The sequence below is a fragment of the Azospirillum sp. UFLA03-27 genome (genome assembly GCF_059803775.1).
Genome location: NZ_JAUQTX010000076.1, coordinates 1 through 26,052, shown reverse-complemented (window position 1 = coordinate 26,052; position 26,052 = coordinate 1). Strand labels below are relative to the sequence as shown.

Sequence of the window (26,052 nt, the reverse complement as noted above, 5' to 3'; positions counted from 1 at the left end):
GACTGCTCCACCCGCTCCGCGAAGCGGTAGCCGAGCTGGTTGTTGATGCCGGCCAGCAGCCCGTCGAAGCCCGAGGATATGCGCCCGAACCCGGCGTCCGACGCCGCGGAGGACGCGCCGCCCAGCGTGCTCGGCGTCTGCCGCTTCACGAGGTCGCCGAAGACCCAGCCCTCCTCACCGGTGCGCATCGAGCGCACGCCGATCCAGTTGCCCTCTTGCTTCAGCTCGATCACCTCGTCGCCGCGGGTGACCGTGGAGCGGACCGAGGCGTTGTCGGACGGGGCCGCGCGCAGGTTCACCTTCTCACCGGTCACCGTGTGAATGTCGCCGGAGGCCGCCGCCGCGGGCAGGGCCAATGCCACCGCCACGCCGAGGCCGGCCAGGGTTCCGAGAAAAGTCTTCGTCATCCGAGACATGTGCATTCTCCCGCAGAACGCGCGCATTGCGCGCCGTTTCCCCTACAACAGGCAAAGGCGGGGTATGCTCCATGGGCAGAGGATGGGCGGGCGGAACTACTCGAAAGACACACGCAGGGGGCTGTTGCCGGCGGGCCAGACGCCGCGGTCCACGGCGCGTGCGCCCTCGAAGACCAGCCAGCTCTGCCGGCCGTAATGAGGCAACGGGCGCAACAGCGCCTGGAGCGCCGCCGCGTCGTCCGTGGCCACCGCCAGCAGCGGGCGACCCTGCGGGGTTCTTGCGGTCCACACCCGCGCCGTGCCGCGCCCCTTGAGGCTGTCCGGCAGCGGCGGCAGGCCGAGCCGGGCCAGTAGCCGGTCGACCTCCCCCGCCGTCCCGATCACAGCGAGCGGGGCGGCGGGATCGGAACGCTCAGCGGCGGCGATGCGCGGTTTGCCATCGGCCAGACGCTCGGCCAGCGCACGGGCGGCCTCGGCGGCCGGGCCGTCAGCGGCGGCGATGACGGTGGTGGCCGCGTGGTCCAGCGTCACGTCGCGCAGGGTCGGCGGTGCCTCCCCCGGCGCCAGACGGCGGAACAGGCCGAAGCCGGGATCGACCGCGAGCGCCCGCGGAGCGGCGGCGGTCGGGATCGTCACGGTGGCCGCGCGCCCGTCGAAGCGGACCTCGTGGCGCTCCGTCCCCGCCGCGGTTCGCACCTCCACCGGCACGGTCAGGCCATAGGCCGGCTCGCCCTGGCGCAGGGTCAGCGCCACCCCGTCGCCGTCGGCACTCGCTTCCACCAGTTCCAGCGCCGGCGCCCCCACGCGGGTCAGCCATTGTTCGAAGAAGGAACCGAGGTCCCGCCCCGACGACGACGCGAGGGCCCGGCGCAAATCGTCCCACCCCGCGTCCTGAAAGCGCTTCTCCTCCCAGAAGCGGCGGATTCCCGCGTCGAAGGCCTCCGCCCCGATCTCGGCGCGCAGCATGTGGAACAGCATCGCCGCCTTGCCGTAGCCGACGATCTGGGCGGCGTCGTGGACCTTGGCGCGGAAATCGGTCAGGGCGGAGTCACGCTCCGCCGGAAGGGCGGCGTAGTCGCGCAGCCAGTCCAGCCGCATCGCTCGCGCTGCGTCCTCCCCGCGCGCCTCCGCCGCCGCGTAGTCGGCCATGAAGGTGGTCAGCCCTTCCGACCAGTTGCCGGGCCATTTGCCGTCCCCGCCGACACGCACCCCGTTGCCCCACCAGTTGTGCAGGATCTCGTGGGGCAGCGACTGGGCGCGGATGAAGGGCAGCGGCATCACCTGCCGCCCGATGTAGGTCAGGCCGGGGAAGCCCAGCCCCACGGGCAGCGGCGCCGACAGGATGGCGAAACCGGCGAAGGGGTAGGCGCCGATCCGCGCCGCCTGCGCGTCGATGGTCTGGGCGCTGAGATCCAGATACTCGTCGGCCAGCGGGGCCTGCTCCGGATGGAAGTAGGTGCGGAGACGAAGACCATTGTGCATCCGTTCCGTCACCTGCCACGCCCCGGCGAAGAGCGACGGCTCCTCGACGCTGCGCTCCTCGGCGAAGATCGCGGTGTAGACGGCACCATCGTGCGTCTCCTCGACCAAACGGCCGGTCGCCACCGCGACGAAGGGCGCCGGCACGCGCACCGACAGGCGCCAGGAAGGCGGCTCCGCCGCGCCGCTTTCAGGAGTCGGAATCCAGCCGGTCCCGGCGGGCAGATAGGCGCCCTCCGCCCCACCACCTCCGCCCCGCGACTCCGGCGTCAGGGGCGGCAGGGTCCCGGCGTAGCGCAGGCGAAGCTCGCCGCCGCCCTCCGGAACGGTGACCGGCAGGGCGTTGCCGCGCACCGCCACCGGCTTGCCGTCGAGCCGGGCCTCGCCGACCGCGAGCCCGGGCGCCAGCCCCAGCCGGTGCGTCCCGGCGGGCAGGCGCAGCCGGTCCTCCACCTCAAGCCGCCGCGCGGCGGGGTCCAGCGTGACGGTCAGGTCATGGTGCAGGCCGGCAGCCCAGCCGGGCACGGCGGCGAGGATGCCGCAAAGGGCGAGGAGGAGGGTGCGCATGGCCCTGCAATATAATCCTTGGGCTGCGCCGCGCCAGCGGAGGCACGCCAAGCCCTCAATGATCGCGCTCCACCCCATGGCAGCATTCCCCACCCTCTTCCAGATCGCGCAGGATCGGGCAATCCGGCCGCTCGTCGCCGTGGCAGGCGTGGGCCAGATGCTTGAGCGTGTCGCTCATCGCGCGCAGCTCGGCGATCTTGGCCTCCAGCTCCGCCACATGATCGAGCGCCACGCGCTTCACCTCGGCGCTGGAGCGGCTGCGGTCCTGCCACAGCCCGACCAGGATCTGGATGCGCTCGATGCTGAAGCCCAGCGTCCGCGCCCGCTTGACGAAGCGCAGGATGTTCACGTCGCTGGACGAATAGACGCGGTAGCCCGCCGCCGTCCGCCCGGCCTCCGGGATCAGGCCGATGGATTCGTAGTAGCGGATCAGCTTGGCGTTGACGCCGGACGCCTTCGCCGCATCCCCGATGGTCATGCCGCCGACGCTCATGGCTTCCACCCCCGCAGCGACAGGGCGTTCAGGACGACGCTGACCGAACTCAGCGCCATCGCCGCCCCGGCCAGCACCGGGCTGAGCAGGCCCGAGGCCGCCAGCGGGATGCCCACCAGATTGTAGATGAAGGCCCAGAACAGCCCCTGGCGGATCTTGGAATAGGTGCGGCGCGACACGTCGATGGCGCCGGCCACCAACGCCGGATCGCCGCGCATCAGCGTGACCCCGGCGGTGTGCATCGCCACGTCGGTGCCGGTCGCCATGGCGATGCCGACATCGGCGGCAGCCAGGGCAGGCGCGTCGTTGATGCCGTCGCCGACCATGCCGACGACCTTGCCCTCCGCCTTCAACGTCGCCACCACGTCGGCCTTGCCGTCCGGTAGAACCTCGGCGAAGAAACGGTCGATGCCAAGGTCGGCGGCCACCGCGCGGGCGGCCCCGGTGCCGTCGCCGGTGACCATCACCGTCTCCACCCCCTGCGCCTTCAGGGAGCGGACGGCGACGCGGGCGCTCTCCTTCACCGTGTCGCCGAACGCGACGAGGCCCAGAACGCGCCGCTCCGGCGCTGTTTCGGCCAGCCAGGACACGGTGCGCCCGGCGGCTTCCAGCGCCGCCGCCCGCGCCTCCAGGCCCGCGTCGGACAGGCCGCTTTCCGCGACCAGCCGCTTGCTGCCCAGCAGAAGGGCGCGGCCCTCCACGCTGGCCGACACGCCGCGCCCGGCCAGCGCCTTGAAGCCCTCCGGCGCAACGCCGGCCACGCCGCGCTCCGCCGCGCGATCGCGGACAGCGCGGGCCAGCGGATGCTCGCTACCGGTCTGGAGCGCCGCGGCCAGCCGCAACAGCTCCCCCTCCTCGACGCCATCCATGGGCACCAGATCGGTGACGCGGGGCTTGCCTTCGGTCAGCGTGCCGGTCTTGTCGAAAGCCACGGCGGTGATGGCGTGGGCGCGCTCCAGCGCCTCCGCGTCCTTGATGAGGATGCCGTGGCGGGCCGCCGCTCCGGTGCCGACCATGATGGCGGTCGGCGTGGCGAGGCCCAACGCGCAGGGGCAGGCGATGACCAGGACCGACACCGCCGTGATGATCGCCGTTTCCACGTTCCCCGTACCGATCCACCAGCCGACCAGCGTCACCGCGGCGATGCCCAGCACCACCGGCACGAAGACCGCTGCCACCTTGTCGACCAGCCGCTGGATCGGCGCCTTGGACGCCTGCGCGCCCTCGACCATGCGGACGATCTTGGCGAGCATCGTCTCGGCGCCCACCGCCACCGTCTCGACGAGCAGCAGCCCATCCACGTTGATGGAGCCGCCGGTGACGCGGGAGCCCGGCGCCTTCTCCACCGGCAGGCTTTCGCCGGTCAGCATGGATTCGTCGACGCTGCCCGCCCCCTCCGCCACGCGCCCGTCCACCGGGATGCGCTCGCCGGGGCGGACCGCCACACGGTCGCCGACGCGCACCTGGGCGATGGGCAGTTCCACCTCAACGCCGTCGCGGCGGACGCGGGCGGTGTCGGGGCGAAGCTGCATCAGCGCGCGGATCGCCGCCGCCGTCCGGCCCTTGGCGCGGGCCTCCAGCCATTTGCCGAGCAGCACGAAGGTGATGAGCACCGCCGACGCCTCGAAATAGAGGTGCGGCGTGTGGCCCGGATGCGCCGTCAGCATCACGTAGACGCTAAGCCCCCAGGCCGCGGAGGTGCCGAGCGCGACCAGAAGATCCATGTTGCCGGTCCCGGCGCGCGCCGCCATGAAGCCGGCCCGGTAGAAACGCCAGCCCAGCCAGAACTGCACCGGGGTCGCCAGTAGAAATTGCGCCCAGGGCGGCAGCATCAGGTTCAGGCCGAGCAAATCCCCCGCCATGCCGAGAACCAGCGGCGCCGACAGAGCGGCCGCGATCAGCACATGGTGGAGGTCCCGCCGGTTGCGGTCCTGCGCCGGATCCTCCGTCGCCTCCGTAGAATCGGTGTCGGTGACAGGGGCGGCGGTGAAGCCGGTCATCTCCACCGCTTCGGCCAGCCGAACGGCGTCCACCGTCCCGGTATAGGCGGTGACGTGCGCCCGCTCCGTCGCGAGGTTCACGGCGGCGGACTCCACCCCCGGCACGCGCAGCAGCGCCTTCTCGACACGCGCGACGCAGGAGGCGCAGGTCATCCCGCCGACGGTCAGATCGAACGCCTGCCTCTGCGGCTCGAAACCGACGTTCTCGATGGCCTCCGCCACCGCCCGCGGATCGGGATCGCCCGCGAAGGCGACCCGCGCCCGCTCGGTGGCGAGGTTGACCGACACGTTAGTGACACCCGGCAGGCGCGACAGCGCCTTTTCCACCCGCCCCACGCAGGAGGCGCAGGTCATGCCGGAAATGCCGATGTCAAGGTCGGTGGTGGCGGACATGATCCGTCCTTTCTTCGTCTTCAACCGGCACCCCAGATAAGGCTTCCAATGATTGGAAGGTCAAGGGCGCCGAAATCCGTTACGAGGCCGGAAGCCCTTCGGCTTCAAAGCCGGCCTTGTCCAGAGCCGTCCGCAGGGCGTCGGCGCTGGGCGCCCCGCTGACGCGGACGTCCTTCGAGTCCAGGTCGATCTGCACATCCTCGACCCCGGCGACCGCGCCGAGCGCGCGGCGGACGGAGGCGGCGCAGCCGCCGCAGGTCATGCCGGGAACCTTGAACGCAACCATGACGAACTCCTTCCCAGAGGGTGGTGTTGCCGTCAGCTTCCGCCTTCCAGCGATTGGAAGGTCAAGAGGAAATTCACCGTCCCGATCACGGTCCCCATCACTGCCCCGATCACTGCCCCGATCACTGCCGTGGTACCGCCGGAACCAACCGCTCCGCTCGCGCATTCATGGGCCATGGACATCACCCGCCAGCGCAGCTTTCTCCACGACGAAGCGCAGTTCGCCCGCGCGCTTGCCCGGGCGGCGGCCGGGGCGATCATCTTCGCCCTGCCCCTGCTGATGACCATGGAGATGTGGGAGCTGGGCTTCTACATGGACCGCTTCCGGCTGGCCCTGTTCATCCTGGTGACCCTGCCGGTGCTGTTCGGCCTGTCCTACTTCGCCGGGTTCGAGGAGACATTCTGCTGGCAGGACGACCTGATCGACGCGCTGTCGGCCTTCGCCGTCGGCTTCCTGATGTCGGCGGTGCTGCTGACCGTCTTCGCCATCGTGCGTCTGGACCAGCCGTTGCCGGAGATCATCGGCAAGATCGCGCTCCAGTCCGTGCCGGCCAGCATCGGCGCCATGCTGGCGCGCAAGCAGCTCGGCCAGCAGGACGACAGCGACAAGGAGCGGCGCATCCGCTCCAGCTATCCGGGGGAACTGTTCCTGATGGGGGCGGGGGCGCTGTTCGTCGGCTTCAACGTCGCCCCGACCGAGGAGATGATCCTGATCTCCTACAAAATGTCGCCCTGGCACGCCGTGGCGCTGGCGGTGCTGTCGCTGGGGCTGCTGCACATCTTCGTCTACACGGTCGGCTTCGCCGGGCAGGAGAGCGCCGGGGACGACGGGTTCCTGTCCGTCTTCCTGCGCTTCTCGGTCGCCGGCTACGGCATCGCCCTGCTGATCAGCCTCTATCTGCTGTGGACCTTCGAGCGGATCGCCGGCCTGTCGATGATGGAGCTGGTGACCGCCACGGTGGTGCTGGGCTTCCCCAGCGCGCTGGGTGCCGCCACCGCCCGCCTGATCGTGTGACGGTAGGGACGCCGATGGCCGACATCCGGGAAAACAACATCACTTCGAGGGACGAGGACGGCAGCGCGTCGGTGTCGCGGCTGGCCTGGATCTCGTCGGGGCTGGGGCTCTTGCTGTTCCTGGGCTCTGTGGGGGTGCTGGGATATGAGGGCATCACCCGCGGCAACGGCCCACCGGCGATCACCGCCGTCGTGGAGGCGGTGGTTCCCGCCGGCCCGCGCTGGCTCGCCCACATCCAGGTCACCAACGACGGCGGCAAGACCGGAGCGAAGGTCCAGGTGGAGGGCCAACTGATGGCGGGCGACGAGGCTTTGGAAACGTCCGTGGCCGAGTTCGACTATGTGCCCGCCGGGTCCGAGCAGAAGGGCGGCCTGTTCTTCGACCGCGACCCACGGGCGCACACGCTGCGCCTGCGCGTTCTGGGCTATGTGGAGCCCTGAACCAAGCGGGCCTCCGCCCTGTTGTCCTGGCACCGGCAACAGAGGACACCGACCCCGCGATGACCCGCCTGACCATCGACGAGGCGCAGCAGCGCATCCGCCTTTTCCTGACCGGCGACATGGTGGAGGCGCTGCGCGCCGTGGATTACGAGTCCCCGCCGCTGGCCGACCAGCCGTCCGGCCTGACGCTGGAGGCCGCAAGGCGGGCCGCGGTGCGCTTCAGCCATGTCGAGGGAGCGTCCGACTGCCTGTACCGCGTCGACGCCTTCGACGAATCGCTGGTGATGCGGCTGCAACTGAACGTCCGCCGCTTCGTGGCGATCTATCAGGTGCCGGTCGCCGATCCAGTGGCCAGCGCCACCATCTCCCCGCATTTCGAGCGCTGGGCCATCGGCGCCGGCCACGCCGGCTGGACCATCGGCTGGCGCGACGGCGCCGACCCCTGGCAGCCTGACCGCCGCGTGGTGGAGACCTACTGCTACGCCATGCTGCCCGAGGACTTCCTCGACAACCCGCTGGAGCAGCTCTACTGGCGGACGGACCTCGTGCAGATGACCCGCGCCTTCATGCTGGAGGCCCGCCGCATGGGCATCCGCTTGGCTGTCCCGGAGGGGATGTAGTGCATCCGACATCCCCTCTCCCGCCCCGGGAGAGGGGATCACACGTCAGGCCAGATCGAACAGCAGCACCTCGGCGTTGACCACGCCGTCCAGCGTCAGCGATTCCTCCTTGCTGATCGCGGCGCCGTCGCCTTCCTTCAGGACCGTGCCGTTCAGCCGGACCTGACCACGGGCGACCTGCACCCAGGCGTGGCGGCCCGGACGCAACTCGTGTGTCACGCTGTCGCCCTCGTCCAGAAGCGTGGCGTAGAGGTCCACGTCCTGGTGGATGATCACGCTGCCGTCGCGCCCGTCCTGGGAGCCGACGAGGCGCAGGCGGCCCTGCTTCTCCTCCCGCTCGAAGGCCTTCTGCTCATAGCCGGGGACCATGCCCTCCTCGTTGGGCAGGATCCAGATCTGCAGGAAGTGCACCGGGTCCTTCTTGGACGCGTTGTACTCGCTGTGCCGGATGCCCGACCCGGCGCTCATCCGCTGCACGTCGCCGGGGCGGATGACCGAGCTGGTGCCCAGCGTGTCCTTGTGCTCCAGCGCGCCGTCGAGAACATAGGACACGATCTCCATGTCGGCGTGCCCGTGGGTGGGGAAGCCGGCGCCGGGGATCACGCGGTCGTCGTTGATGACGCGCAGCGCGCGGAAGCCCATATGGGCCGGGTCGTAGTAGTGGCCGAACGAGAAGCTGTGCTTGCTGTTCAGCCAGCCCATGTTGACGGCGCCCCGTTCGTCGCGGTTGCGGATCGTGATCATCACTGCTCCTCCTCGTCTTGTGCGAGGCCCTGTGGCCCCTCGTCTGGAGAGGAATGTGCTCCCGTTTCCGCAAAACAACAATTGCCGGAGTTGCGGCTTATCTGTTCCATGAGACGCAACAAACGGCTATCATGCCGGCTCCCTTCAACCAGCTTCGCCGACCGCCATCATGCCCGCCATCATACCCGATGTTTCGCCCCTCCTCCTTGCCATGGACCTGACCGGGATCTTCATCTTCGGGCTGACGGGAGGGACGCTGGCCGTGCGGCACCGTCTGGACATCTTCGGTGTGATGGTGCTGGCGCTGGTGACGGCGCTGGCCGGCGGCGTGCTGCGCGACCTGCTGATCGGGGCGATCCCGCCGGCCACCATGCAGGACGAGCGGTACCTGATCACGGCGCTGGCCTCCGGCCTGTTCGCCTTCTTCTTCCACCCCTTCATCAACCGTCTGGTCAAGCCGGTGATGGTGCTGGACGCGGCCGGCCTGGGCATTTTCGCGGTGGCCGGCTGCGGCAAGGCGCTGGCCTATGGGCTGGGCCCGCTTCCCGCGGTTCTGCTCGGCGTGCTGACCGCCTGCGGCGGCGGGCTGGTGCGCGACGTGCTGGTGGCCGAGGTGCCGCGGGTGCTGCGCGAGGAGATCTACGCGGTGGCGGCCCTGCTGGGTGCGGCGATCGTCATCGCCGGGGCCATGCTGGACCTGCCGAAGGCGCCGGTCGCCATCGCCGGGGCGGCGGCGGCCTTCCTGCTGCGGGTGGTCAGCGTGCTGCGCGGCTGGAGCGCGCCGCGTGCCCCCGGTTCCTGACATTTGCGGTGAACAACCAAAGGCTTCGGCTGTTGGAATGGGCATGAGCGACACCGTGACCGACAACCCGGCCATGAGCCGGTTCGAACTGGACGTGAACGGCCAGACGGTCTTCGCGACCTACCGCCGCCGCGGCACCATCCTGCACATCCCCTACGTGGAGGCGCCGCCGTCCCTGCGTGGCACCGGAGCGGCCGGGCGGCTGCTGGAGGGGGTGATGGCCATCGCCCGCGCCGAGGGGCTGACCATCGTCCCGATCTGCGGCTACGCCGCCAACTGGATGCACCGCCACCGCGAGCATCACGACCTGCTGGCGCGGTAGGTCTCATGACGCTCCCTGCGGCCGTTGCCCGTCCTTCATCGCGAACACCTCCTTGGCCGCGAACAGCCCGTTGAGAGCGGCCGGGAACCCCGCATAGACCGCCATCTGGATGAGGACCTCGACGATCTCGTCGCGGGTCAGCCCGACGTTCAATCCGGCCTCGATGTGCACCTTGAGCTGGGGTGCCGCGTTGCCCATGGCGGCGAGCGCCGCGATGGTGGCGATCTCGCGGGAGCGCAGATCGAGTCCGGGCCGCGAATAGATGTCGCCGAAGGGAAATTCGAACACATAGGCCGCGAAGTCCGGCGCGATGTCGGCAAGCGCCGCCACCACCTTGTGGCCGGCCGCGCCGTCGATTTCGGCGAGCGCCCGTTGCCCACGCTCAAGCCGGCTTTCTTCGACCCCGGATGCGATGTTGTTCAGGTGTGGCGTCATCGTCAGTCTTCCTCTGTTCCGTTTCGACGTAACCGTCGATCTTGGTATCGAGGACGAGAAGACAGGCGTTCAGGTCATCGACCTGGGCACGCACACGCTCGCGGTGCTGCTCCAGCAAGGCCCGCCGCTCCGCTTCGGTGCCGGCCCCCTCCTCGCGCAGCGCCGCGTAGCGGAGCATGTCGCGAATCGGCATACCGGTCGTCTTCAGCCGGCCGAGAAACTCGATCCAGGTCAGGATTGAGGCGTCGTAATCGCGGTGGCGGGATTGGTTCCGGTCGGCGTAGGGCAGCAGCCCGATCCGCTCATAGTAGCGGATGGTGTGGGCCGTCAGTCCCGAGCGTCTCGCAAGGTCTCCGATCTTCATGCGCATCTGCTTCTCATCACGATGCACGGGACGCTACGGGTTCGAGCGCGCTCTAAGTCAAGAGGGATCCCGCCATCGCGGCCGCCGAGGCGTCACAGGCCGAGATAGGCTTGTTTCACCGCCGGATCGGCCAGCAGCTCCTCGCCCGTGCCGGCCAGAACGACGCGCCCGTTCTCCAGCACATAGGCGCGTTGTGCCAACTTCAGCGAGGCAGCAACGTTCTGCTCCACCAGGATGATCGTCATGCCCTCGGCGGCGAGCGCGCGGATGGTGCGGAACAGCTCCTGCACCATGGTCGGGGAGAGGCCGAGCGACGGCTCGTCGAACATGATCAGGTCGGGCTTGCCCATCAGGCAGCGCCCGATGGCCAGCATCTGCTGCTCACCGCCCGACAGCGTGCCGGCGGCCTGCTCCAACCGCTCGTTCAGGCGGGGGAAGAGGGTCAGCACACGCTCGAACGTGTCCTTCGCCCCGGCGCGGGCGCGCGGGATGACGGCGCCCATTTCGAGATTCTCGCGGATGCTGAGCGTCGGGAAGATCTGCCGCCCCTCCGCCACCTGCCCGATGCCGAGGTCGCAGACGACGTGGCTGGGCAGGCCGGCGATGTCCTTGCCGCGGAAGCGGATGGTGCCGCGCGCAGGCTTCAGGATGCCGGAGATGGTGCGGATCAGCGAGGTCTTGCCCGCCCCGTTGGCGCCGACGATGGCGGTCGTCGTGCCCTCCGCCACCGCAATGGACACGCCGTCGAGCGCCTGGGCGTCGCCGTAGAAGAGGTCGAGGTCGGATACGGTCAGCATGCGGGGTCTTGCGTCGTGGCGGCCATCATGGAGAGGGCCGCCACCTTAGCGCAGGCGCCGCCGGAACCGAACGGGTTTTGCTTCAGCCCAACCTACTTCAGAAAGAACAGGACGCTCATCGCCAAGCCCACGGCGATGATGCCCGCGCGCAGGATGCGCGACGGGATCTTGCGCCCAACCCGTGCCCCGACATAGCCGCCGGCCACCGCCGCCACGGTCATCAGCGCGGCGTAGGACCACTCCACCGCCCCGCCGACCGCGTAGGCGGCGACGGCGATGGCGGTCAGCACGGCGGAGAACAGGTTCTTCAGCGCGTTCATGGCGTTCAGGTTGGTCATCCCGAACAGGCTCAGCTGCGCCAGCAGCAGGATGCCGAGGCCGCCGTTGAAATAGCCGCCATAGACCGACACCGCGAACAGCGTGGCGAGCATCGCCCCCGTCCCGTGCAGCCCCACCGCCCGCAGCCGGGCCGCCAGCATGCCGCCGAAGGCGAACAGCGCGGTGGCGACCAGCAGCAGCCAGGGCACGATGCTGCGGAACACCGAATCCGGGGTCACCAGCAGCAGCGCCGCCCCGATCAGCCCGCCGGTCAGGCTGACCACCGACAGCCTGACCAGCCCGACTCCGCCCACCGGCTCCAGGTCGTGGCGGTAGCCGTAGACGCCGCTGGCGTAGCCGGGCAGCAGCGCCACCGTACCGGTGGCGTTCGCCGCCACCGGCGGCACCCCGGCGTAGATCAGCGCGGGAAGAGTGAGAAAGCTGCCGCCGCCGGCGACCGCGTTCATCGCCCCGGCCAGGAAGGCCGCGGCGAGCAGGAGCAGGGATGTCGTCACCATCGTTCGGGTCGTTGTCTTTTCTTGTTGTTTGTTTCTCCCCTCGCCCCTCTGGGGAGAGGGTTAGGGTGAGGGGGCGCCCGTAGGGCGTCCAAGCACTGCAATGAGGAAGCGTTATCGGACTACCCCCGCCCCCGCAGCTCGCGCCGGATGATCTTGCCCGTGGTCGTCATCGGCAGGCTGTCCACGAACTCCACGGCGCGCGGGTACTCGTGGGCGGCGAGGCGGGTCTTCACATGGGCCTGGATCTCCGCCGCCAGTTCGTCGCTGGGGCGGACGCCGTCCTGGAGGACGATGAAGGCCTTCACGATCTCGGTGCGCAGGGGGTCGGGCACGCCGACCACGGCGGCCATGCGGACGGCGGGGTGGCCGATCAGGCAATCCTCGATCTCGCCGGGGCCGATGCGGTAGCCCGCCGACGTGATCACGTCGTCGTCCCGCCCGACGAAGCGGATGTATCCGTCGGCGTCCAGCTCGCCCTGGTCGCCGGTGACCAGCCAGTCGCCGATGAACTTCGCGGCGGTGGCCTCCGGGTTGTTCCAGTATTGCAGGAACATCACCGGGTCCGGGCGGCGCACCGCGATCAGGCCGATCTCACCGGGAGGACGGCGGTTGCCCTGCCCGTCGATCACCGCCACGTCGTGGCCGGGCGCCGGGCGGCCCATGACGCCGGGCTTGGGCGGCATGACCTTGGCGCAGGAGGACACGATCATGTTGCACTCGGTCTGGCCGTAGAACTCGTTGATGGTCAGCCCGAAGGTCTGGCGGCCCCAGTCGAGAAGCTCGGCCCCCAGCGTCTCGCCGCCGCTGGCGACGGAGCGCATGCTGTAATTCCAGCGCGTCTGCGGGTCCTTGACCGCGCGCATCATCTTCAGCGCGGTCGGCGGCAGGAAGGCGTTGCGCACCTGGAAGTCGGCGATCAGACGGAAGGCCTCCTCCGCGTCGAACTTCTCGAAGCGGTGTGAGACGACAGTCACGCCATGGTGCCAAGCGGGCATCAGAACATCAAGCAACCCGCCGATCCACGCCCAGTCCGCCGGGGTCCAGATGCGGTCGCCCGGCTGCGGGAACAGGTCGTGGGAAATCTCCACCCCCGGCAGATGGCCGAGCAGCACCCGATGCGCGTGCAGCGCGCCCTTGGGCTGGCCGGTGGTGCCGGAGGTGTAGATGATCACCGCCGGGTCGTCCGCCGCGGTGTCCACCGGCGTGAAGTCCTCCGGCGCCGCATTGACCAGCGCGTGCCAGTCCAACTCGCCCTCCCCGGCCTCGTCGATGCGCAGGACGAGTTTCAGTTCGGGCAGGCGATCGCGGATCTGGGCGATCTTGGCCGCACCCACGGCGTCGGTCACCACCGCCCGCGCCCCGCAATTGCCGAGCCGGTATTCCAGCGCCTCCACCCCGAACAGCGAGAAGAGGGGAACGGCGACCCCGCCCATCTTGTAGACGGCGACGTGGCTGACCGCGGTCTCCGGTGCCTGGGGCAGCAGGATGCCCACTCGGTCGCCGCGCGCCACCCCATGGGCGGCCAGCGCGTTGGCCAGGCGGTTCGACAGGCGGCGGATGTCGGCGAAGCTGTAGGTCTCCACCCCGCCATCGCGGCGCTTGTGGATCAGGGCGGTGCGGTCCGGATCGCGCTCCGCCCACTTGTCGCAGACGTCCACGCCGATGTTGTAACGCTCCGGCACCGACCAGACGAATCGGTCGCGCAGTCCCTCGTAGCTGTCCGCTTCCGGCAGCATGCTTTTCCTCCCGTCAGGTTCTTGCCAGCCGCTTGGACGCGGCCATTTGGTTTCATCATAGGGGCAACGGCGGCGGTCCGTCACGCGGACGGAATAGTTTGCGGGGCTGCCATGTTCATCAGCACAGGTTCCGTTCCGTGGGGTTCGAGATGAAGGCCAAAGGGATCGTTGCGGTTGTGTTGTCCGTGGGCCTGCTGGCCGGCTGCGCCAGCCCCTATGGCTATGGGTATGGCGCCGGGTATGGTGGTGGCGGGTACGGGGCCAACTATGGCGGCGGCTACGCCCCCGGTTACGGCAACAAGGCGACGGCGGGCACGTTGCTCGGCGGCGTGGCCGGCGGCCTCGCCGGGTCGCGCTTTGGCGGCGGCACGGGCAAGCTGGTGGCGGTCGGCATCGGCACCTTGCTCGGCGCCGCGCTGGGCAACGCCGCCGGCCAGTCGATGGACCGCGCCGACCTGATGTACGCGCAGCAGGCGGCGGGACAGGCCTACATGGCGCCGACCGGCGCCACCGTGCAGTGGAACAACCCGCAGACCGGCAACTGGGGCACCTACACCCCGACCCGCGACGGCACCGGCCCCTATGGCGAGCTGTGCCGGGAGTTCCAGACCAGCATCGTGGTCGGCGGGCAGCTTCAGCAGGGCTATGGCACTGCCTGCCGCCAGTCGGACGGAAGCTGGCGCATGGTGAGCTGACGCGCGCTCTTCAGCCATGCGGTGAAATGCTCTACACAAGCCAGCATGGCGACGATCAAGGACGTGCTGGCCGCGGCGCTGGCCCATCATCAGGCCGGACGGCTGGCACAGGCCGCCGCCGGCTATCAGGCCGTCCTCGACACGCTGCCCGACCATCCCGACGCGCTGCACCTGCTGGGAGTCGTCTACCTCCAGGCCGGACACCCGGCGGAGGCTGAGCCGCGCATCCGCGCCGCTATCCGCACCGACGCGACCGTCGCTGACTATCACGACAATCTGGGCAGCGCGCTGCGCGCCCTGGACCGCGCCGTGGAGGCGGCGGACGCCCACCGCGCGGCGATCCGCCTGCGCCCGGCCTTCGCTCAGGCCCATTACAACCTCGGCAACGTGATGGACCGGCTGGGTCGGCTGGAGGAGGCGGTGGACGCCTACCGGCAGGCCGCCGCGTTGCGCCCCGGCTACGCGCGGGCGCGCTTCAACCTCGGCAACACGCTGACGGCGCTCGGCCGGCTGGCCGAGGCGGACGACGCCTTCCGCGCCGCCCTGACCGACGATCCCGGATTCGGGGAGGCGCACGCCAATTGGGCCTCGCTGATGTTGCAACGCGGCCGGGCGGCGGAGGCGGAGCGGGCCTTGCGCCGGGCGTTGGCCTTGCGCCCCGACCACGCCACGGCGCTCGCCAACCTGTCGGCCGCCTTGCTGGCCCTCGACGCCCCCGCCGACGCCGAGCGGGCGGCCCGCCGCGCCGAATCCGCGCGCCCGGACTTCGCGGAGGCCGCGCTGCGCCGGGGCGACGCGCTGCAAAAGCACAACCGTCTGGCCGAGGCCGGCCGCGCCTACGCCCGGGCCGCCGCCCTGTGCCCCGATCTGGCGGAGGCTTACGCGAATCTCGCGCTGGTACGCCAGACGCAGGGCGATCTGGATGCTGCTGAGGCCGGCTACCGCCGCGCCCTGGCCCTGCGGCCCGATCTGGCCGAGGTGCGCTCCAACCTCGCCTATCTGGAGCTGTTCCGGCCCGGCGTGACGCTGGCCCGCGTGCTGGAGGCGCACCGCGGCTGGGACGCTGTGCACGGCGCACCGTTGCGGCCCGAATGGGCGCCGCGCGCCCCCGCGGGGAGGGACGGCACCCGGCCTCTGCGCGTCGGCATCCTGTCCGGCGACTTCCGCCGCCACCCGGCGGGCCAGTTCGCGGTGCGGGCGGTCGAAGCGCTGCCGGAGTTCGGCGTCGAGCTGACCCTCTACGCCAACCAGATGGAGGCGGACGACCTCACCGATCGCTTCCGCGCCGCAGCGGCGCGCTGGGTGCCGGTCGCCGACCGGACCGACGCTGAACTTGCAACAGTGATCCGCGACGACCGGCTGGACGCGCTGATCGACCTCGCCGGGCACAACGCCCGCGGTCGGCTGGGCGTCTTCGCGCGCAAGCCGGCGCCGGTCCAGGTGGCGTGGTCCGGCTACATGGCGACCACCGGGCTCGCCGCCATGGACGCGCTGGTCGCCGACGCCCATCATGTCCCGGAGGGGGCGGAGCGTTTCTACAGCGAGCGCATCCTGCGCATGCCCGGCGCCTTCATCGCCTACGACCCGCCGCCGGACGCGCCGGAACCCGGCCCGCCGCCCTGCCTGTCCGGCGAGCCGGTCACCTTCGGCGTCTTCAACATCCTGACCAAGCTGACCGACGAGGTCCTCACCACATGGGCCGCCCTGCTCGCCCGCGTGCCCGAGTCGCGCCTGCTGCTGAAGACCAAGGCGCTGTCCTGCCCGGAAACCGCCGCCCAGTGGCGCGGGCGGCTGGCCGCGGCGGGCATCGCGCCGGAGCGGCTGATCCTGGCCGGAGCCACCGGCAGCCGGGAGCATATGGGCTGGTGCGCCCGCGTCGACGTGGCGCTTGACCCCTTCCCCTTCGCCGGCAGCACGACGACGCTGGAGACGCTGTGGATGGGCGTTCCGGTCGTCACCCTGCCCGGCGAGACCTTCTCCAGCCGCCATTCCCTGACTTTTCTGAGCGTGGCGGGGGTCGAAGGCTGCGTCGCCCGCGACCCGGCGGACTATGTGGATCGCGCCGCCGGCTGGGCCGCCGACCCGGCGCGGCTGGCGGACTTGCGCCGGACCCTGCGCCCGCGCATAGCGGCCGGACCGCTCTGCGACGGGCGGCGCCTCGCCGAAGCCCTGGCAAAGGCGCTGCGGGGCCTGCCGCAACGCACCTAGCCTTTCTGGATAGGACGCCCCCAACTCCTAAATTAGGGGTTGTTTGGCCTCCGAATTTTCGTCACATGTTGTATATCAGATTCATCAAGGGTCGTGACGCCCAGGGGGTCCTGGATGCTGAACCTTTCGGCTGTCCGCACGGCCATCGAGGACGTGGAGCAAGCCATCGCCGCGATGCTGGCGCCGGAAACGCTGGCCGCCAAGACGGTCGCCACCAACCGGCGGGCGCTGGCGCGCCTTTACACCGCCTATGCCCAGGGCGTTCTCAAGCGGCACGGCATCGCCGTGGATCTGGACGACATCTGCGGTCAATGCTGCCGCGACTGCCCGGATGGACGCTGCGCCCGGCTTCCCTGCTGAGTCACTTCTCCCCGATGAAGCGGACCCAGGGGAAATCCAGAACGTCGAACCAGCGCACCCGCGGCCCTTCCCCCCACCATTCCAGCGCGTCGAGCACCGCGAAGGGCGCGGCCTGATCCAGCATCCAGAATCCACGCCCCTCCCGCAGAAAGGCCCCAATGTAGGCCGCGGTCAAGGCGAGGAAGGCACGGCCCCGCGGGGTCGGCTGGAACCCAGCGAAGCAGACGGTGATCTCCCGCGTCGGGCCGCGCCAGCGGGCGTCGCGCAACAGCCCGACGTCGGCCCCCTCCAGCAGCGCCGCCAGATCATTCAGCCCCCCGGCCAGCGCGCAGTCGGCATCCAGATGCAGCAGGGGCCGTCCCCAGCGCGCCATGAGCTGGTGCCAGCGCAGGAAGCGGATGCAGGCGTAGTAGGTGGTCCGCCGGTGGTTGTCCCAGCCGGTGAAGTCCACCTCTTCCCGGCTGTAGCCCAACGGCAGGCGTTCCCGCCGCCGGGCGAGGTCGGCCAGAGTCTCCGGCGAGGGATTCACCACATGGACATGGACCGCCACGCTCTCCGCTTGCGCCTCCACCGAATCAAGCAGGCCGGTGGCAAAGCGCCGGTAATAGCCGTCGTCGCAGGACACCACCAGCAGCGGCCCGCTCCCCGCGGGCGGCTCGGCCGGCAGTTCCAGCGGCGGGAAGGCGCCGAGCAGGGCGTCGGCGTCGGGCAGACCCTCCAGCGCGCGGCGCCCGGCGCGCACCATCGACCACAGGCGCAGCTCGAAATCCGCCGCCACCTCCGCCGCCGTGAAGCGCCGGGAAACGCGCCGCATGAAGCGGCTGGCGAGATCCGTCCGCCCCCGCCGGTAGAAGCGGTAGGCGACCACGGCCGCCGCCCGCGTGTCGCGCGGGTTCCGGCGCAGGACCGTCAGGGCGGCGCGGGCGGTGCGGTCCAGCAGCCATTCCGGCGCCTGCCCGGCCTGGACGAGCGCCAGCGCCGTCCCGATCAGCGCGTCCGCCGCCGCCCCGTGCTGCGGATCGGCGGCCAGGGCGCAAATCAGGGCGCCGACCGCGCGCTCCACCCGTTCCGGGTCGAGGCGCCGGGCGTGCGACAGCGGGCGGTCCAGCCCGGCGTCGGCCAGCGCGCTCACCGCGGCGTTGTGCAGCGCATCGGGATGGGCGGGCGCCAGGGCCACCGCCTGCCGGCGCAGCCGCGCCGCGTCCTCCGGCCGGCCCAGCGCGGCCAAGGCGTTGGCGCGGTTGATGCGCGCTTCCGCGAAGTCCGGGCGCCGAGCCAGCGCCTGGGCGAAGGCCGCCGCCGCACCCGCCGCGTCCCCGCGCTCCAGCCGCAGCGAGCCCAGCGTGAAGGTGACTTGGACGTCCGCCGGGTCGAGCGCCGCCGTGCGGGCGAAGACGCGCTCCGCCGCGTCGGACTGCCCCGCCGCGCGCAGGGTCCGCGCCAGATTGCCGAGGAAATCCGCGTCGCCGGGCAGCAATGCCACGGCGCGGCGCAGCAGCGGCAGCGCCGCGCTAAGGCGGCCGCTCTGGCTTTCCAGGACGCCCAGCAGGTGAAGCGCGTCGGAATGGCCCGGCTGGCTGCGCAGGATGCTATGATAGAGCGGCCGGGCCGCGTCCAGCCGGCCCGCCTGATGATGGCCGACCGCGGCGGCCAGGGCATCCCGAAGAGTCACCATGCCGCCTGTCTACACGCGCCGCCGCGCCGGAGTCCATGCGGTGCCGCAACGGCGGCGCTGGTTTGTTGCGAAGGAGAGACCATGGCCGACCGGCCGCTCGTCAGCGTCATCACGCCAAGCTGGGGACGGGAAGCCTTCCTGCCGCTGTGCCACGCCCGCGTGCTGTCGCAGACCGTCCCCGACATCGAGTGGCTGGTGTTCGACGACAGCCCGCGCCCGTCCGCCTATCTCCAGCCGCTCGCCGGGCCGCGGCTGAAGTATTTCTATTCGCCGCGCCGCTACGCCATCGGGGAGAAGCGCAACATCCTGGCCGAGCACGCGCGCGGCGCGATCATCGTCCATTTCGACGACGACGACTTCTACGCGCCCACCTATGTGGAGCGGATGCTCGGCTGGCTGGAGGCGGGGCACGACGCGGTGACCCTGTCCGGCTGGTTCCTGCACAGCGCGGTGCACCGGACCTTCGGCTATTGGGACACGGCGCGCGGCGGCTCGCATCACCGCTGGGGGCGGACGACCCGGTCCTATGTGGAGGCGCCGGAGACGCCGCCGTCCGACGACAATGTGCTGGGCTACGGCTTCTCCTACGCCTACCGGCGGTCGGTGTGGGAGGCGGTGCGCTTCCCGCCGGTCAACGCCTGCGAGGACGCGCCCTTCATGAAGGCGGCGCGGGAGCGCTTCCGGGTCGCCGCCTTTCCGGACGCCGAGGGGCTGTGCCTGCACACCCTGCACACCCGCAGCACCAGCCTGTGCCTGCCCCAATACGAATTGCCGCCCCTTCTGCTGGAGCGTTTGTTCGGAACGGAGATCACGGTTTACACGGGGGTTGGGGTGGGTCAGACCTGAACGTCGAGATACATGCCGCGGCGGTAATTGCGCGGCAGCGTCAGGATGCCGTTGACCAGAAGGCTGGCCAGTTCGCGGACGCTGGGGATGCGCTGGCGCCCGCCGCCGACCTGCTCCGCCCGGTTGCGGACGCCGACCGCGCCGGGCGACGCGACGCGCCCGCCCCCGACCTCGGAGCGGATCGGTTCGTTGGAGCGGTCACCGGTGCGTCGCGTTTCAACCATGGCCGAAATGGTACCGCAAAGGCCGCCCCACCGGCAAGGCGGAGGCGGCGCGGTCCATCCGTTGTCGCGCGGAGGCGATGGCTCCGTTCCAGCCCCAGCTCAAGCACTCGACGTTCATAACCCTCTCCCCCCTGGGGAGAGGGAACTGGTCTCAACCGTCCCATCGCTTGACAAACTGTTATATCAGCGGTAACCGATACGTCTCTAAACCTTACGGTTTGGATGGGTATAGGCGGTTCGGAGCGTCGGAGGGAAGTCCATAACAATAAGCGCCCCGATCCGCCTTTCCCCCTTCACCGCAGCCAAGCGGTCAGCGCCGTCAGCGCGCTCAGCACCAGCACATAGAGCGCCAGATCGAACAGCGGCGGGTGCCAGACCCAGCCATAGAACCCCACCGCCCGCAGGCCGCGCCGCAGCAGGCCCGAGACGAACCAGGCCGCGATGGCCAGGATCAGCAGCGGCGGGATGAACAGCCCATAGATGTCGATTTCGCCGATCATGCGGTCACCGGCTCGCGGAGCGATTCGCTGGAGGGTTCGGGGGCGGCGAAGGTCAGGTGCGGGAACAGGGCGCGGCGCAGCCCGGCCAGCGCGATCACCGCCCGGTCGCGCTCCGCCGACCGCGGCTCGGCCGACAGGTTGGACAGGGCGGCGTCCATCATCGGCAGAACCTCCGCCGGGGGCGTGCCGAGGCGGCGGCTGGACAGGCCGCGGAAATGCTGCCCCACCGCGCCCAGGAGCCGCGCCACATGGGGCGCCGCCGGGCCGCCCAGCGCGCGGCGGGCGCGCTGAAGCTCCGCCACGTTCAGACCGACGCGCAGGTCGTTCACCGCGTCCGCCGCCGCCAGATCCTGCTGCGGACCGGCCAGCGCCAGACGGGAGGAGAGCAGCCCCACCCGGTCGAGCATCCGGTTCTCGAAGCTGCCCACCGGAATGCCGGAACGAGCGGCGGTCATCGCCGCGATCTCGCTCCAGCCCGCGCGGAGCAGGCGCCGGGCGCTCCACGCCGCGCCGACCGAGCGGCAGAGCTGGGTGACCAGCAGTGCCGTGGCGATGCCCACCACCTGCGCGACGGTGCTGTTGAGGAAGGAGGCGAAATCCCCTGTCCCGAGGTCGAGCAGGCTGAGCGAGCCGACCACCCCCATCAGCAGGGCCATTGCCTTGCCCATGGTCGCCGGCCGCGCCACGAAGACGCCCAATACCAGGAAGGTCGGTGCGAGGCCCAGCACCAGCATGGGGAAGCTGTCGAAGGACGGCAGCACCACCAGCAGGTAGAAGGCCGCCAGCGGCACCGACAGCAGGGTGAAGACCAGGAACAGGCGGATGCCCGGCGCCGGATCGTCCAGCGAGGCGAAGAAGCAGCAGAAAACCGCGGTCATCATCGCCGCCGCCGATCCCGACGACCAGCCCGTGCCGATCCAGAAGGCGCAGACCACCGTGATCCCGAGCAGCGCCGCGAAGCCCGACCACAGCGCCATGCCGGCGTCCAGATGGAAGACGTCGCGCGAGCGGCGGCGGGTCAGCGGGTCGAGACGCTCCGGCAGGTTGCTCTTGCCGTCGCGGATGTGCGCCCGCAGGTCGCGGCAGTCCTGGTGGATGTCCACCAGCGAGCGCAGCCGGGTCAACAGATTGAGAAGCGTCGCCTCCTTCCAGCCGGTGTCTGCGCCGATGGCCGGGGACAGCCGGGCGATCTCCGCGCGCAGGCGGTCGGCGCCGCCCTCCTCATCATCGCCCCCAACTGGGTCACCACCCACCCAGCGGTCGAGATCGGCCAGCAGGGCCGAAACCTCGGCGGGCAGGTGGCCGCGCAGGGCGTCCAGCCGGTCCTCGATACCGGCGGTCAGCGGCAGCAGATAGGCCATGCGGTCCTGCATCGCCCGCACCGCCCGCGTCATCCAGCGCACCTCCGATGTGTCGTAGGGCAGATGGGTCGCCATGACGCGCAGTTCGGTGATGTCGCGAGCCAGCTTCTGCCGGTCGCCGCCGGATTCGGCTTTGCCGGACAGGGCCTCGCGGGTCCAGCGCTCGGCGTCGCGCAGCGTGGCGTCCAGCCGGCCGAGCAGCGCCGGCCCGACGCTCTGCGGAAAGACCACGCTGTGCACCACCGTGGCGCAGAGGATGCCGATCAGGATCTCCTCGACGCGGGCCAGACCGGTGTCGAAGATGGTCGAGGGGTCGGTCACCGCGGGGAAGCCGATCAGGCCGATGGTGTAGCCGGCCAGCATGAACAGATAGCTGCGCGGCGTGCGGTCGAGCAGCGAGATGAACAGGCAGACCGCCACCCACAGCCCCAGCGCCAGGGTCAGCAGCTCCGGCGAATCGGCGAGCGCCGGCACCAGGGCGATGGCCCCGGCGCAACCCAGCGCCGTTCCGGCGACGCGGAAGACCGCCTTCGACCGCACCGCGCCCGATAATGGGCCGGAGACGATGTAGGCGGTCGCCATCGCCCAGAAGGGGCGCGGCAGCCCCATGGAGAAGGCGATGTAAAGCGCCGCCATGGCCGCCGCGAAGGCCTTGACCGAGAACAGCGCCTCGCTCAGCGAGACCAGTTTCAGGGCGGGCGCCTTCATTGCTTGGCCACCCGCTCGGCGGGCGCCCCCTGCTCCGTCTCCCGCACCACCTCGACAGTCACGGTGCGCCCGGCAACGAGGTCGCGGGGATCGGGGATCTGCTCCAGCGCGACGCGCACGGGGATGCGCTGGGCCAGACGGACCCAGTTGAAGGTCGGGTTCACGTTGGGCAGCAGGCCGGTGCCTTCGGTGCGGTCGCGGTCCACGATGGCGTGGGTCACGCTGTCCACCCGCCCGGTCAGCCGCTCCGGCTCGCCCATGATGGTGACGCGGACCGGGTCGCCGACGCGGATGCGCGGCAGCTTGGTCTCTTCGAAATAGCCGACGACGTAGAAGGAATGGCGGTCGATCACCGCGACCACCGGCTGGCCCGCCGTCACGTAGTTGCCGGCCTTGAGCTGGAGGTTGGTCACGAAGCCGTCCACCGTCGCCCGCACCTCCGTCCGCTCCAGGTTGAAGCGGGCGAGGTCGAGCGCCGCCTCCATCTGGCGGGCGGCGGCGGCGGCCTTGGCCTGGGCGGAGGCGACTTCCTGCCGCTGGGCGGTGGAGACGACGTTGTTGCCGAGCTGCGCGTAGCGGTCGGCCTCGGCCTTGCGGAAGGACAGCTCGGCGCGCGCGCTTTCCAGGTTGGCGGCGGCCTGATCGACGGCGAGGCGGTAGCGGCTGGGGTCGACGACGAACAGGACGTCGCCCTTGCGGACCGCTTGGTTGTCGATGACCCGCACCTCGGTCACCAGACCGGCGACGTCGGAGGACACTTGCACCACGTCGGCCCGCACCCGCCCGTCGCGGGTCCAGGGCTGGTTCATGTAGTAGTCCCACAGCCACCAGCCGCCGCCGACGGCGCCCAGCGTGACGGCCAGCGTGACCGTGATCCGAATGAGGAGGGAGAAGAGTTTCACCGTGGTTCGTCCTTGCGCTCGACCGGCGCGGCCGGGAGCGATCGTTCCGTGTCCCGCCGCTGCGGGACGCGCTGCTGTGTAGAACCGCCGTCAGCCCTTCATGGCTCGGGCGTTCGACTCAATCGCCGCCATGACGCGCACCGCGCCGGCGATCTCCGCGCCGGAGGCGCCCTGGAGCAGGCGGCGGCGCACATCGTTCAGCGCGGCGTTCACGCGGGCCAGAAGGTCGCGGCCCTGGTCCGTCAGGTGCAGGGTCTTGGCCCGCCGGTCGTCCGGGGCCTCCCGCCGCTCGACCAGCTTCGCGGCCTCCAGGCTGTCGAGCAGCCGGACCAGCGACGGCCCCTCCACCCCCATCTCCTCGGCCAGCTCGCGCTGGCGCATCCCGTCGCCGAGTTCGTTCAGAAGCATCAGCGGCGAGATGACGGAGGAGGAAAAGCCGCTCTCCGCCAGCACCTTGTTCGCTTCCCGCCGCCACAGATGGGCGGCGCGGAACAGGTGGATGCCGAAGTTGGACGGAAAGTCCGGGGCGGGGGTGGACGGGTTATTCGATTGCATGCCTATTTAATAGCTTTGCTATCTATTTTCGGCAAGACGCCCCACCCCGCCGCTCGGTCATTGCAGACATGCGCGCATCCGCGGCGTCATGTGATCGAGGAAGGCGCGGACCCGGTGCGGCACCCGTTCCCGCCCGGTGTAGACGGCGTGGATCTCCTCGCGATCCACCAGCACATCGTCGAGGACGCTGACCAGCCGCCCGGCGGCGAGGTCGGAGCGGATGTGATACTCGGCCAGCCGGGCCAGACCGAGGCCGAGCAGGGCCATGTGGCGCACCGTCTCGCCGTTGTTGGCGACGATGCGCGTGTCGATCTCGCGGTCGACCAACCGCCCGCCGGACTTCAGCGGCCAGACCGCGGCGGCGCGGCGGAAGTTGAAGCCCAGGCAGTCGTGACGCTCCAGATCGGCGGCTCTCTCCGGCCTGCCCTTGCGCTCCAGATAATCCGGCGACGCCACGATGCGCCGCCGCACGTCGCCCAGCCGCATTGCCAGCAGCGCCGAGTCGGACAGCCGCCCGGCGCGGAAGGCCACATCGGTCCGCGCCGCGTAGAGGTCCACCACCTCGTCGGTCAGGGTCAGGTCCAGACGAATGCCGGGATAGGCCCGCGTGAAGTCGGGCAGCAGCGGCAGCAGGCAATGCCGCCCGAAGGGCACCGACACGCTGATGCGGATCAGGCCGGTGGGCGAGCGGGCGCCGCCCGCCACCTCCGCCTCCATGGCGTCGAGGTCGCCCAGCAGGCTCTCGGCCCGCTCACGGTACAGCTCGCCCTCCGCGGTCAGGCGCAGCCGGCGGGTGGAGCGTTCGACCAGCCGCACGCCGAGCCGCTCCTCCAGCCGGGTCACCAGCTTGGCGGTGGAGGACGGGGTCATGCCGACCTCCCGCCCGGCGGCGCTGAAGCTGCCCAGCGCCGCGACGCGCAGGAAGACCCTCATGTCCCAGGCGCGGCTATCGCTCATCGGGTGTGCCCTTTCGCCGATTTTGTCATTGAATGACACGATCATGCGAAAACGGACGGCATTCCGCATCCCGGATTTTTGGCTCATCTGATGCGTCCTGCACAGCTCGCATGGATGGAGCCTTCAGTCATGCCACTCGCACTGCTGGCGCTGGCGATCAGCGCCTACGCCATCGGGACGACGGAATTCGTCATCGTCGGCCTGCTGCCGACCGTCGCCACCGATCTGAACGTCAGCCTGCCGATGGCCGGCATGGTGGTCAGCGTCTACGCCCTGGGGGTCACCGTCGGCGCCCCGGTCCTGACCGCGCTGACCGGCCGGCTGCGGCGCAAGCCGCTGCTGCTCGGCCTGATGGGCCTCTTCATCGCCGGCAACCTGCTGGCCGGGGTCAGCCCCAATTACGAGACGCTGCTGGCCGCCCGCGTGCTCAGCGCCTTCGCGCACGGCGTCTTCTTCTCGGTCGGCGCGACCATCGCCGCCGACCTCGTGCCCGAGGACAAGCGGGCCTCGGCCATCGCCATGATGTTCTCCGGCCTGACCATCGCCATCGTCACCGGCGTGCCGATGGGCACCTGGATCGGCCAGCATTTCGGCTGGCGCGCCACCTTCCTGGCGGTCTCCGCTCTGGGCGTGATCGGCGCGCTGGGCGTCGCGGCGCTGGTCCCGGCGAAGCTCAGCCAGCCACCCGCCGCCGGTCTCGGCACCCAGATCCGCGTGCTGGCCAAGCCGCGCCTGCTGCTGGCCTTCGCCATCACGGCGCTGGGCTATGGCGGGACCTTCGTCGCCTTCACCTATCTGGCGCCGATCCTGGAGACGATCACCGGCTTCTCCAGCGGCACCGTCAGCCTCGTCCTGGTGCTCTACGGGGCCGCCATCGCGGTCGGCAACATGGTCGGCGGCAAGCTCGCCAACCGCAACCCGGTCCGCGCGCTGGCGTGGCTGTTCGCCCTTCAGGCGGTCGTTCTGATCGTCTTCACCTTCACCGCCTCCAGCCCGGTTCCGGCGTTGGTGACGCTGGCTGGCATGGGCGCGCTGGCCTTCGCCAACGTGCCGGGGCTCCAGCTCTACGTCGTGCAACTGGCGCAGCGCCACGCGCCGGGTGCGGTGGACGTGGCCTCGGCCCTGAACATCGCCGCCTTCAACCTGGGCATCGCCGCCGGCGCCTTCTTCGGCGGGCGGGTGGTGGACAGCGCGCTCGGCCTCGCGGCAACACCGTGGGTGGTGTCTCTTATACAAATCTCCGAGCCCCCGAGACTATAACAGCTATCGCGTTTGCCGTCTTCTGGTTGAATAGGGGGGGGGGGGGGGGGGGGGGGG

The 26,052-nt window shown here is 70.5% G+C and carries 28 protein-coding genes; 10 read left to right on the top strand and 18 right to left on the bottom strand.

The window, feature by feature from the left end:
* The 5 genes from Q4I23_RS13790 to Q4I23_RS13770 all read right to left on the bottom strand — a co-directional run.
* On the bottom strand, nucleotides 1-416 hold a 416-nt coding region (locus Q4I23_RS13790; protein WP_498526584.1), incomplete at its 3' end, for an SH3 domain-containing protein.
* A gap of 96 nt (nucleotides 417-512) precedes the next feature.
* The gene (locus tag Q4I23_RS13785; RefSeq protein WP_498526583.1) at nucleotides 513-2,462 is read right to left on the bottom strand and encodes a M1 family metallopeptidase; all 1,950 of its coding nucleotides are present in this window, start codon (nucleotides 2,460-2,462) and stop codon (nucleotides 513-515) included.
* Between the two features lie 55 nt (nucleotides 2,463-2,517).
* Nucleotides 2,518-2,955 carry a Cu(I)-responsive transcriptional regulator gene (cueR, locus tag Q4I23_RS13780; RefSeq protein WP_498526582.1) on the bottom strand — a complete coding sequence of 146 codons (438 nt, stop codon included), beginning with the start codon at nucleotides 2,953-2,955 and terminating at the stop codon, nucleotides 2,518-2,520.
* Complete coding sequence (locus tag Q4I23_RS13775; protein ID WP_498526581.1) at nucleotides 2,952-5,348, bottom strand: heavy metal translocating P-type ATPase; 2,397 nt, start codon at nucleotides 5,346-5,348, stop codon at nucleotides 2,952-2,954. Before Q4I23_RS13775 ends, cueR begins: the two co-directional genes overlap by 4 nt.
* A gap of 79 nt (nucleotides 5,349-5,427) precedes the next feature.
* A complete protein-coding gene (locus Q4I23_RS13770; protein WP_454017105.1) occupies nucleotides 5,428-5,634 on the bottom strand; it encodes a heavy-metal-associated domain-containing protein in 207 nt (68 codons plus the stop codon).
* A 174-nt stretch (nucleotides 5,635-5,808) separates the two neighbouring features.
* Between Q4I23_RS13770 and Q4I23_RS13765 the strand changes: the two genes are divergently transcribed.
* Genes Q4I23_RS13765 through Q4I23_RS13755 form a run of 3 tightly spaced genes read left to right on the top strand, consistent with a single transcriptional unit; the run spans nucleotide 5,809 to nucleotide 7,708 of the window.
* Nucleotides 5,809-6,648 (top strand): TIGR02587 family membrane protein, encoded by an 840-nt coding sequence (locus Q4I23_RS13765; protein WP_454017106.1) that lies wholly within the window; start codon nucleotides 5,809-5,811, stop codon nucleotides 6,646-6,648.
* A gap of 14 nt (nucleotides 6,649-6,662) precedes the next feature.
* Complete coding sequence (locus Q4I23_RS13760; RefSeq protein WP_454017107.1) at nucleotides 6,663-7,088, top strand: hypothetical protein; 426 nt, start codon at nucleotides 6,663-6,665, stop codon at nucleotides 7,086-7,088.
* Nucleotides 7,089-7,147: 59 nt separating this feature from the next.
* Nucleotides 7,148-7,708: a hypothetical protein gene (locus Q4I23_RS13755; protein ID WP_040134496.1), complete on the top strand. Its 561-nt coding sequence runs from the start codon at nucleotides 7,148-7,150 to the stop codon at nucleotides 7,706-7,708.
* 45 nt (nucleotides 7,709-7,753) lie between these two features.
* On the opposite strand, the gene Q4I23_RS13750 is transcribed toward Q4I23_RS13755, so the two are convergent.
* The gene (locus tag Q4I23_RS13750) at nucleotides 7,754-8,452 is read right to left on the bottom strand and encodes a pirin family protein (protein ID WP_454017108.1); all 699 of its coding nucleotides are present in this window, start codon (nucleotides 8,450-8,452) and stop codon (nucleotides 7,754-7,756) included.
* A 169-nt stretch (nucleotides 8,453-8,621) separates the two neighbouring features.
* Here Q4I23_RS13750 and Q4I23_RS13745 point away from each other — a divergent pair, with 169 nt between their 5' ends.
* Together Q4I23_RS13745 and Q4I23_RS13740 are read left to right on the top strand one after the other, a co-directional pair.
* Nucleotides 8,622-9,254, top strand: coding sequence for a trimeric intracellular cation channel family protein (locus tag Q4I23_RS13745; protein ID WP_035678407.1), 633 nt, complete (start codon nucleotides 8,622-8,624; stop codon nucleotides 9,252-9,254).
* Between the two features lie 43 nt (nucleotides 9,255-9,297).
* Nucleotides 9,298-9,576 (top strand): GNAT family N-acetyltransferase, encoded by a 279-nt coding sequence (locus Q4I23_RS13740; RefSeq protein ID WP_035678432.1) that lies wholly within the window; start codon nucleotides 9,298-9,300, stop codon nucleotides 9,574-9,576.
* A 3-nt stretch (nucleotides 9,577-9,579) separates the two neighbouring features.
* Here Q4I23_RS13740 and Q4I23_RS13735 read toward each other — a convergent pair whose 3' ends face one another.
* From Q4I23_RS13735 to Q4I23_RS13715, 5 genes are all read right to left on the bottom strand, one after another.
* A complete protein-coding gene (locus Q4I23_RS13735; RefSeq protein ID WP_498526580.1) occupies nucleotides 9,580-10,011 on the bottom strand; it encodes a carboxymuconolactone decarboxylase family protein in 432 nt (143 codons plus the stop codon).
* Complete coding sequence (locus tag Q4I23_RS13730; protein WP_454017111.1) at nucleotides 9,959-10,381, bottom strand: MerR family transcriptional regulator; 423 nt, start codon at nucleotides 10,379-10,381, stop codon at nucleotides 9,959-9,961. The genes Q4I23_RS13735 and Q4I23_RS13730 overlap by 53 nt, the downstream gene beginning before the upstream one ends.
* A gap of 86 nt (nucleotides 10,382-10,467) precedes the next feature.
* On the bottom strand, nucleotides 10,468-11,172 hold the full coding sequence (locus Q4I23_RS13725) for an ABC transporter ATP-binding protein (protein WP_174439638.1): 705 nt from the start codon (nucleotides 11,170-11,172) through the stop codon (nucleotides 10,468-10,470).
* Nucleotides 11,173-11,264: 92 nt separating this feature from the next.
* On the bottom strand, nucleotides 11,265-12,008 hold the full coding sequence (locus Q4I23_RS13720) for a sulfite exporter TauE/SafE family protein (RefSeq protein WP_498526579.1): 744 nt from the start codon (nucleotides 12,006-12,008) through the stop codon (nucleotides 11,265-11,267).
* A gap of 119 nt (nucleotides 12,009-12,127) precedes the next feature.
* Nucleotides 12,128-13,744 carry an acyl-CoA synthetase gene (locus Q4I23_RS13715; protein WP_498526578.1) on the bottom strand — a complete coding sequence of 539 codons (1,617 nt, stop codon included), beginning with the start codon at nucleotides 13,742-13,744 and terminating at the stop codon, nucleotides 12,128-12,130.
* A 176-nt stretch (nucleotides 13,745-13,920) separates the two neighbouring features.
* Between Q4I23_RS13715 and Q4I23_RS13710 the strand changes: the two genes are divergently transcribed.
* From Q4I23_RS13710 to Q4I23_RS13700, 3 genes are all read left to right on the top strand, one after another.
* Entirely contained in the window at nucleotides 13,921-14,439 is a 519-nt protein-coding gene (locus tag Q4I23_RS13710) for an RT0821/Lpp0805 family surface protein (RefSeq protein WP_498526577.1), read from the top strand.
* Between the two features lie 45 nt (nucleotides 14,440-14,484).
* Nucleotides 14,485-16,647, top strand: a complete 2,163-nt coding sequence (locus Q4I23_RS13705) for an O-linked N-acetylglucosamine transferase, SPINDLY family protein (RefSeq protein ID WP_498526576.1) — start codon at nucleotides 14,485-14,487, stop codon at nucleotides 16,645-16,647.
* A 114-nt stretch (nucleotides 16,648-16,761) separates the two neighbouring features.
* Nucleotides 16,762-17,007 (top strand): hypothetical protein, encoded by a 246-nt coding sequence (locus Q4I23_RS13700; RefSeq protein ID WP_035678382.1) that lies wholly within the window; start codon nucleotides 16,762-16,764, stop codon nucleotides 17,005-17,007.
* 1 nt (nucleotide 17,008) lies between these two features.
* Here Q4I23_RS13700 and Q4I23_RS13695 read toward each other — a convergent pair whose 3' ends face one another.
* The gene (locus tag Q4I23_RS13695; protein WP_498526575.1) at nucleotides 17,009-18,682 is read right to left on the bottom strand and encodes a tetratricopeptide repeat protein; all 1,674 of its coding nucleotides are present in this window, start codon (nucleotides 18,680-18,682) and stop codon (nucleotides 17,009-17,011) included.
* Nucleotides 18,683-18,763: 81 nt separating this feature from the next.
* Here Q4I23_RS13695 and Q4I23_RS13690 point away from each other — a divergent pair, with 81 nt between their 5' ends.
* Nucleotides 18,764-19,528 carry a glycosyltransferase family 2 protein gene (locus Q4I23_RS13690; protein WP_454017117.1) on the top strand — a complete coding sequence of 255 codons (765 nt, stop codon included), beginning with the start codon at nucleotides 18,764-18,766 and terminating at the stop codon, nucleotides 19,526-19,528.
* Here Q4I23_RS13690 and Q4I23_RS13685 read toward each other — a convergent pair.
* From Q4I23_RS13685 to Q4I23_RS13660, 6 genes are all read right to left on the bottom strand, one after another.
* Nucleotides 19,519-19,752 (bottom strand): hypothetical protein, encoded by a 234-nt coding sequence (locus Q4I23_RS13685; protein WP_035678364.1) that lies wholly within the window; start codon nucleotides 19,750-19,752, stop codon nucleotides 19,519-19,521. The genes Q4I23_RS13690 and Q4I23_RS13685 overlap by 10 nt on opposite strands.
* 293 nt (nucleotides 19,753-20,045) lie before the next feature.
* The gene (locus Q4I23_RS13680) at nucleotides 20,046-20,252 is read right to left on the bottom strand and encodes a DUF1656 domain-containing protein (RefSeq protein ID WP_014198238.1); all 207 of its coding nucleotides are present in this window, start codon (nucleotides 20,250-20,252) and stop codon (nucleotides 20,046-20,048) included.
* Entirely contained in the window at nucleotides 20,249-22,321 is a 2,073-nt protein-coding gene (locus tag Q4I23_RS13675; protein WP_498526574.1) for an FUSC family protein, read from the bottom strand. The genes Q4I23_RS13680 and Q4I23_RS13675 overlap by 4 nt, the downstream gene beginning before the upstream one ends.
* A complete protein-coding gene (locus tag Q4I23_RS13670; protein WP_454017119.1) occupies nucleotides 22,318-23,223 on the bottom strand; it encodes an efflux RND transporter periplasmic adaptor subunit in 906 nt (301 codons plus the stop codon). The genes Q4I23_RS13675 and Q4I23_RS13670 overlap by 4 nt, the downstream gene beginning before the upstream one ends.
* 90 nt (nucleotides 23,224-23,313) lie before the next feature.
* Complete coding sequence (locus Q4I23_RS13665; RefSeq protein ID WP_498526573.1) at nucleotides 23,314-23,778, bottom strand: MarR family winged helix-turn-helix transcriptional regulator; 465 nt, start codon at nucleotides 23,776-23,778, stop codon at nucleotides 23,314-23,316.
* A 57-nt stretch (nucleotides 23,779-23,835) separates the two neighbouring features.
* Entirely contained in the window at nucleotides 23,836-24,735 is a 900-nt protein-coding gene (locus Q4I23_RS13660; RefSeq protein WP_498526572.1) for a LysR family transcriptional regulator, read from the bottom strand.
* 129 nt (nucleotides 24,736-24,864) lie between these two features.
* Between Q4I23_RS13660 and Q4I23_RS13655 the strand changes: the two genes are divergently transcribed.
* A complete protein-coding gene (locus Q4I23_RS13655) occupies nucleotides 24,865-25,995 on the top strand; it encodes an MFS transporter (protein WP_498526571.1) in 1,131 nt (376 codons plus the stop codon).
* Nucleotides 25,996-26,052 lie beyond the last annotated feature (57 nt).

Coding starts and splice junctions, on each gene's coding strand:
- Q4I23_RS13725 (WP_174439638.1), bottom strand. CDS start 11,172: ATGCTGACCGTATCCGACCTCGACCTCTTCTACGGCGACGCCCAGGCG.
- Q4I23_RS13720 (WP_498526579.1), bottom strand. CDS start 12,008: ATGGTGACGACATCCCTGCTCCTGCTCGCCGCGGCCTTCCTGGCCGGG.
- Q4I23_RS13665 (WP_498526573.1), bottom strand. CDS start 23,778: ATGCAATCGAATAACCCGTCCACCCCCGCCCCGGACTTTCCGTCCAAC.
- Q4I23_RS13770 (WP_454017105.1), bottom strand. CDS start 5,634: ATGGTTGCGTTCAAGGTTCCCGGCATGACCTGCGGCGGCTGCGCCGCC.
- Q4I23_RS13675 (WP_498526574.1), bottom strand. CDS start 22,321: ATGAAGGCGCCCGCCCTGAAACTGGTCTCGCTGAGCGAGGCGCTGTTC.
- Q4I23_RS13750 (WP_454017108.1), bottom strand. CDS start 8,452: ATGATCACGATCCGCAACCGCGACGAACGGGGCGCCGTCAACATGGGC.
- Q4I23_RS13655 (WP_498526571.1), top strand. CDS start 24,865: ATGCCACTCGCACTGCTGGCGCTGGCGATCAGCGCCTACGCCATCGGG.
- Q4I23_RS13765 (WP_454017106.1), top strand. CDS start 5,809: ATGGACATCACCCGCCAGCGCAGCTTTCTCCACGACGAAGCGCAGTTC.
- Q4I23_RS13785 (WP_498526583.1), bottom strand. CDS start 2,462: ATGCGCACCCTCCTCCTCGCCCTTTGCGGCATCCTCGCCGCCGTGCCC.
- Q4I23_RS13690 (WP_454017117.1), top strand. CDS start 18,764: ATGGCCGACCGGCCGCTCGTCAGCGTCATCACGCCAAGCTGGGGACGG.
- Q4I23_RS13735 (WP_498526580.1), bottom strand. CDS start 10,011: ATGACGCCACACCTGAACAACATCGCATCCGGGGTCGAAGAAAGCCGG.
- Q4I23_RS13775 (WP_498526581.1), bottom strand. CDS start 5,348: ATGTCCGCCACCACCGACCTTGACATCGGCATTTCCGGCATGACCTGC.
- Q4I23_RS13715 (WP_498526578.1), bottom strand. CDS start 13,744: ATGCTGCCGGAAGCGGACAGCTACGAGGGACTGCGCGACCGATTCGTC.
- Q4I23_RS13730 (WP_454017111.1), bottom strand. CDS start 10,381: ATGCGCATGAAGATCGGAGACCTTGCGAGACGCTCGGGACTGACGGCC.
- Q4I23_RS13740 (WP_035678432.1), top strand. CDS start 9,298: ATGAGCGACACCGTGACCGACAACCCGGCCATGAGCCGGTTCGAACTG.
- Q4I23_RS13705 (WP_498526576.1), top strand. CDS start 14,485: ATGGCGACGATCAAGGACGTGCTGGCCGCGGCGCTGGCCCATCATCAG.
- Q4I23_RS13760 (WP_454017107.1), top strand. CDS start 6,663: ATGGCCGACATCCGGGAAAACAACATCACTTCGAGGGACGAGGACGGC.
- cueR (WP_498526582.1), bottom strand. CDS start 2,955: ATGAGCGTCGGCGGCATGACCATCGGGGATGCGGCGAAGGCGTCCGGC.
- Q4I23_RS13695 (WP_498526575.1), bottom strand. CDS start 18,682: ATGGTGACTCTTCGGGATGCCCTGGCCGCCGCGGTCGGCCATCATCAG.
- Q4I23_RS13700 (WP_035678382.1), top strand. CDS start 16,762: ATGCTGAACCTTTCGGCTGTCCGCACGGCCATCGAGGACGTGGAGCAA.
- Q4I23_RS13745 (WP_035678407.1), top strand. CDS start 8,622: ATGCCCGCCATCATACCCGATGTTTCGCCCCTCCTCCTTGCCATGGAC.
- Q4I23_RS13680 (WP_014198238.1), bottom strand. CDS start 20,252: ATGATCGGCGAAATCGACATCTATGGGCTGTTCATCCCGCCGCTGCTG.
- Q4I23_RS13755 (WP_040134496.1), top strand. CDS start 7,148: ATGACCCGCCTGACCATCGACGAGGCGCAGCAGCGCATCCGCCTTTTC.
- Q4I23_RS13660 (WP_498526572.1), bottom strand. CDS start 24,735: ATGAGCGATAGCCGCGCCTGGGACATGAGGGTCTTCCTGCGCGTCGCG.
- Q4I23_RS13685 (WP_035678364.1), bottom strand. CDS start 19,752: ATGGTTGAAACGCGACGCACCGGTGACCGCTCCAACGAACCGATCCGC.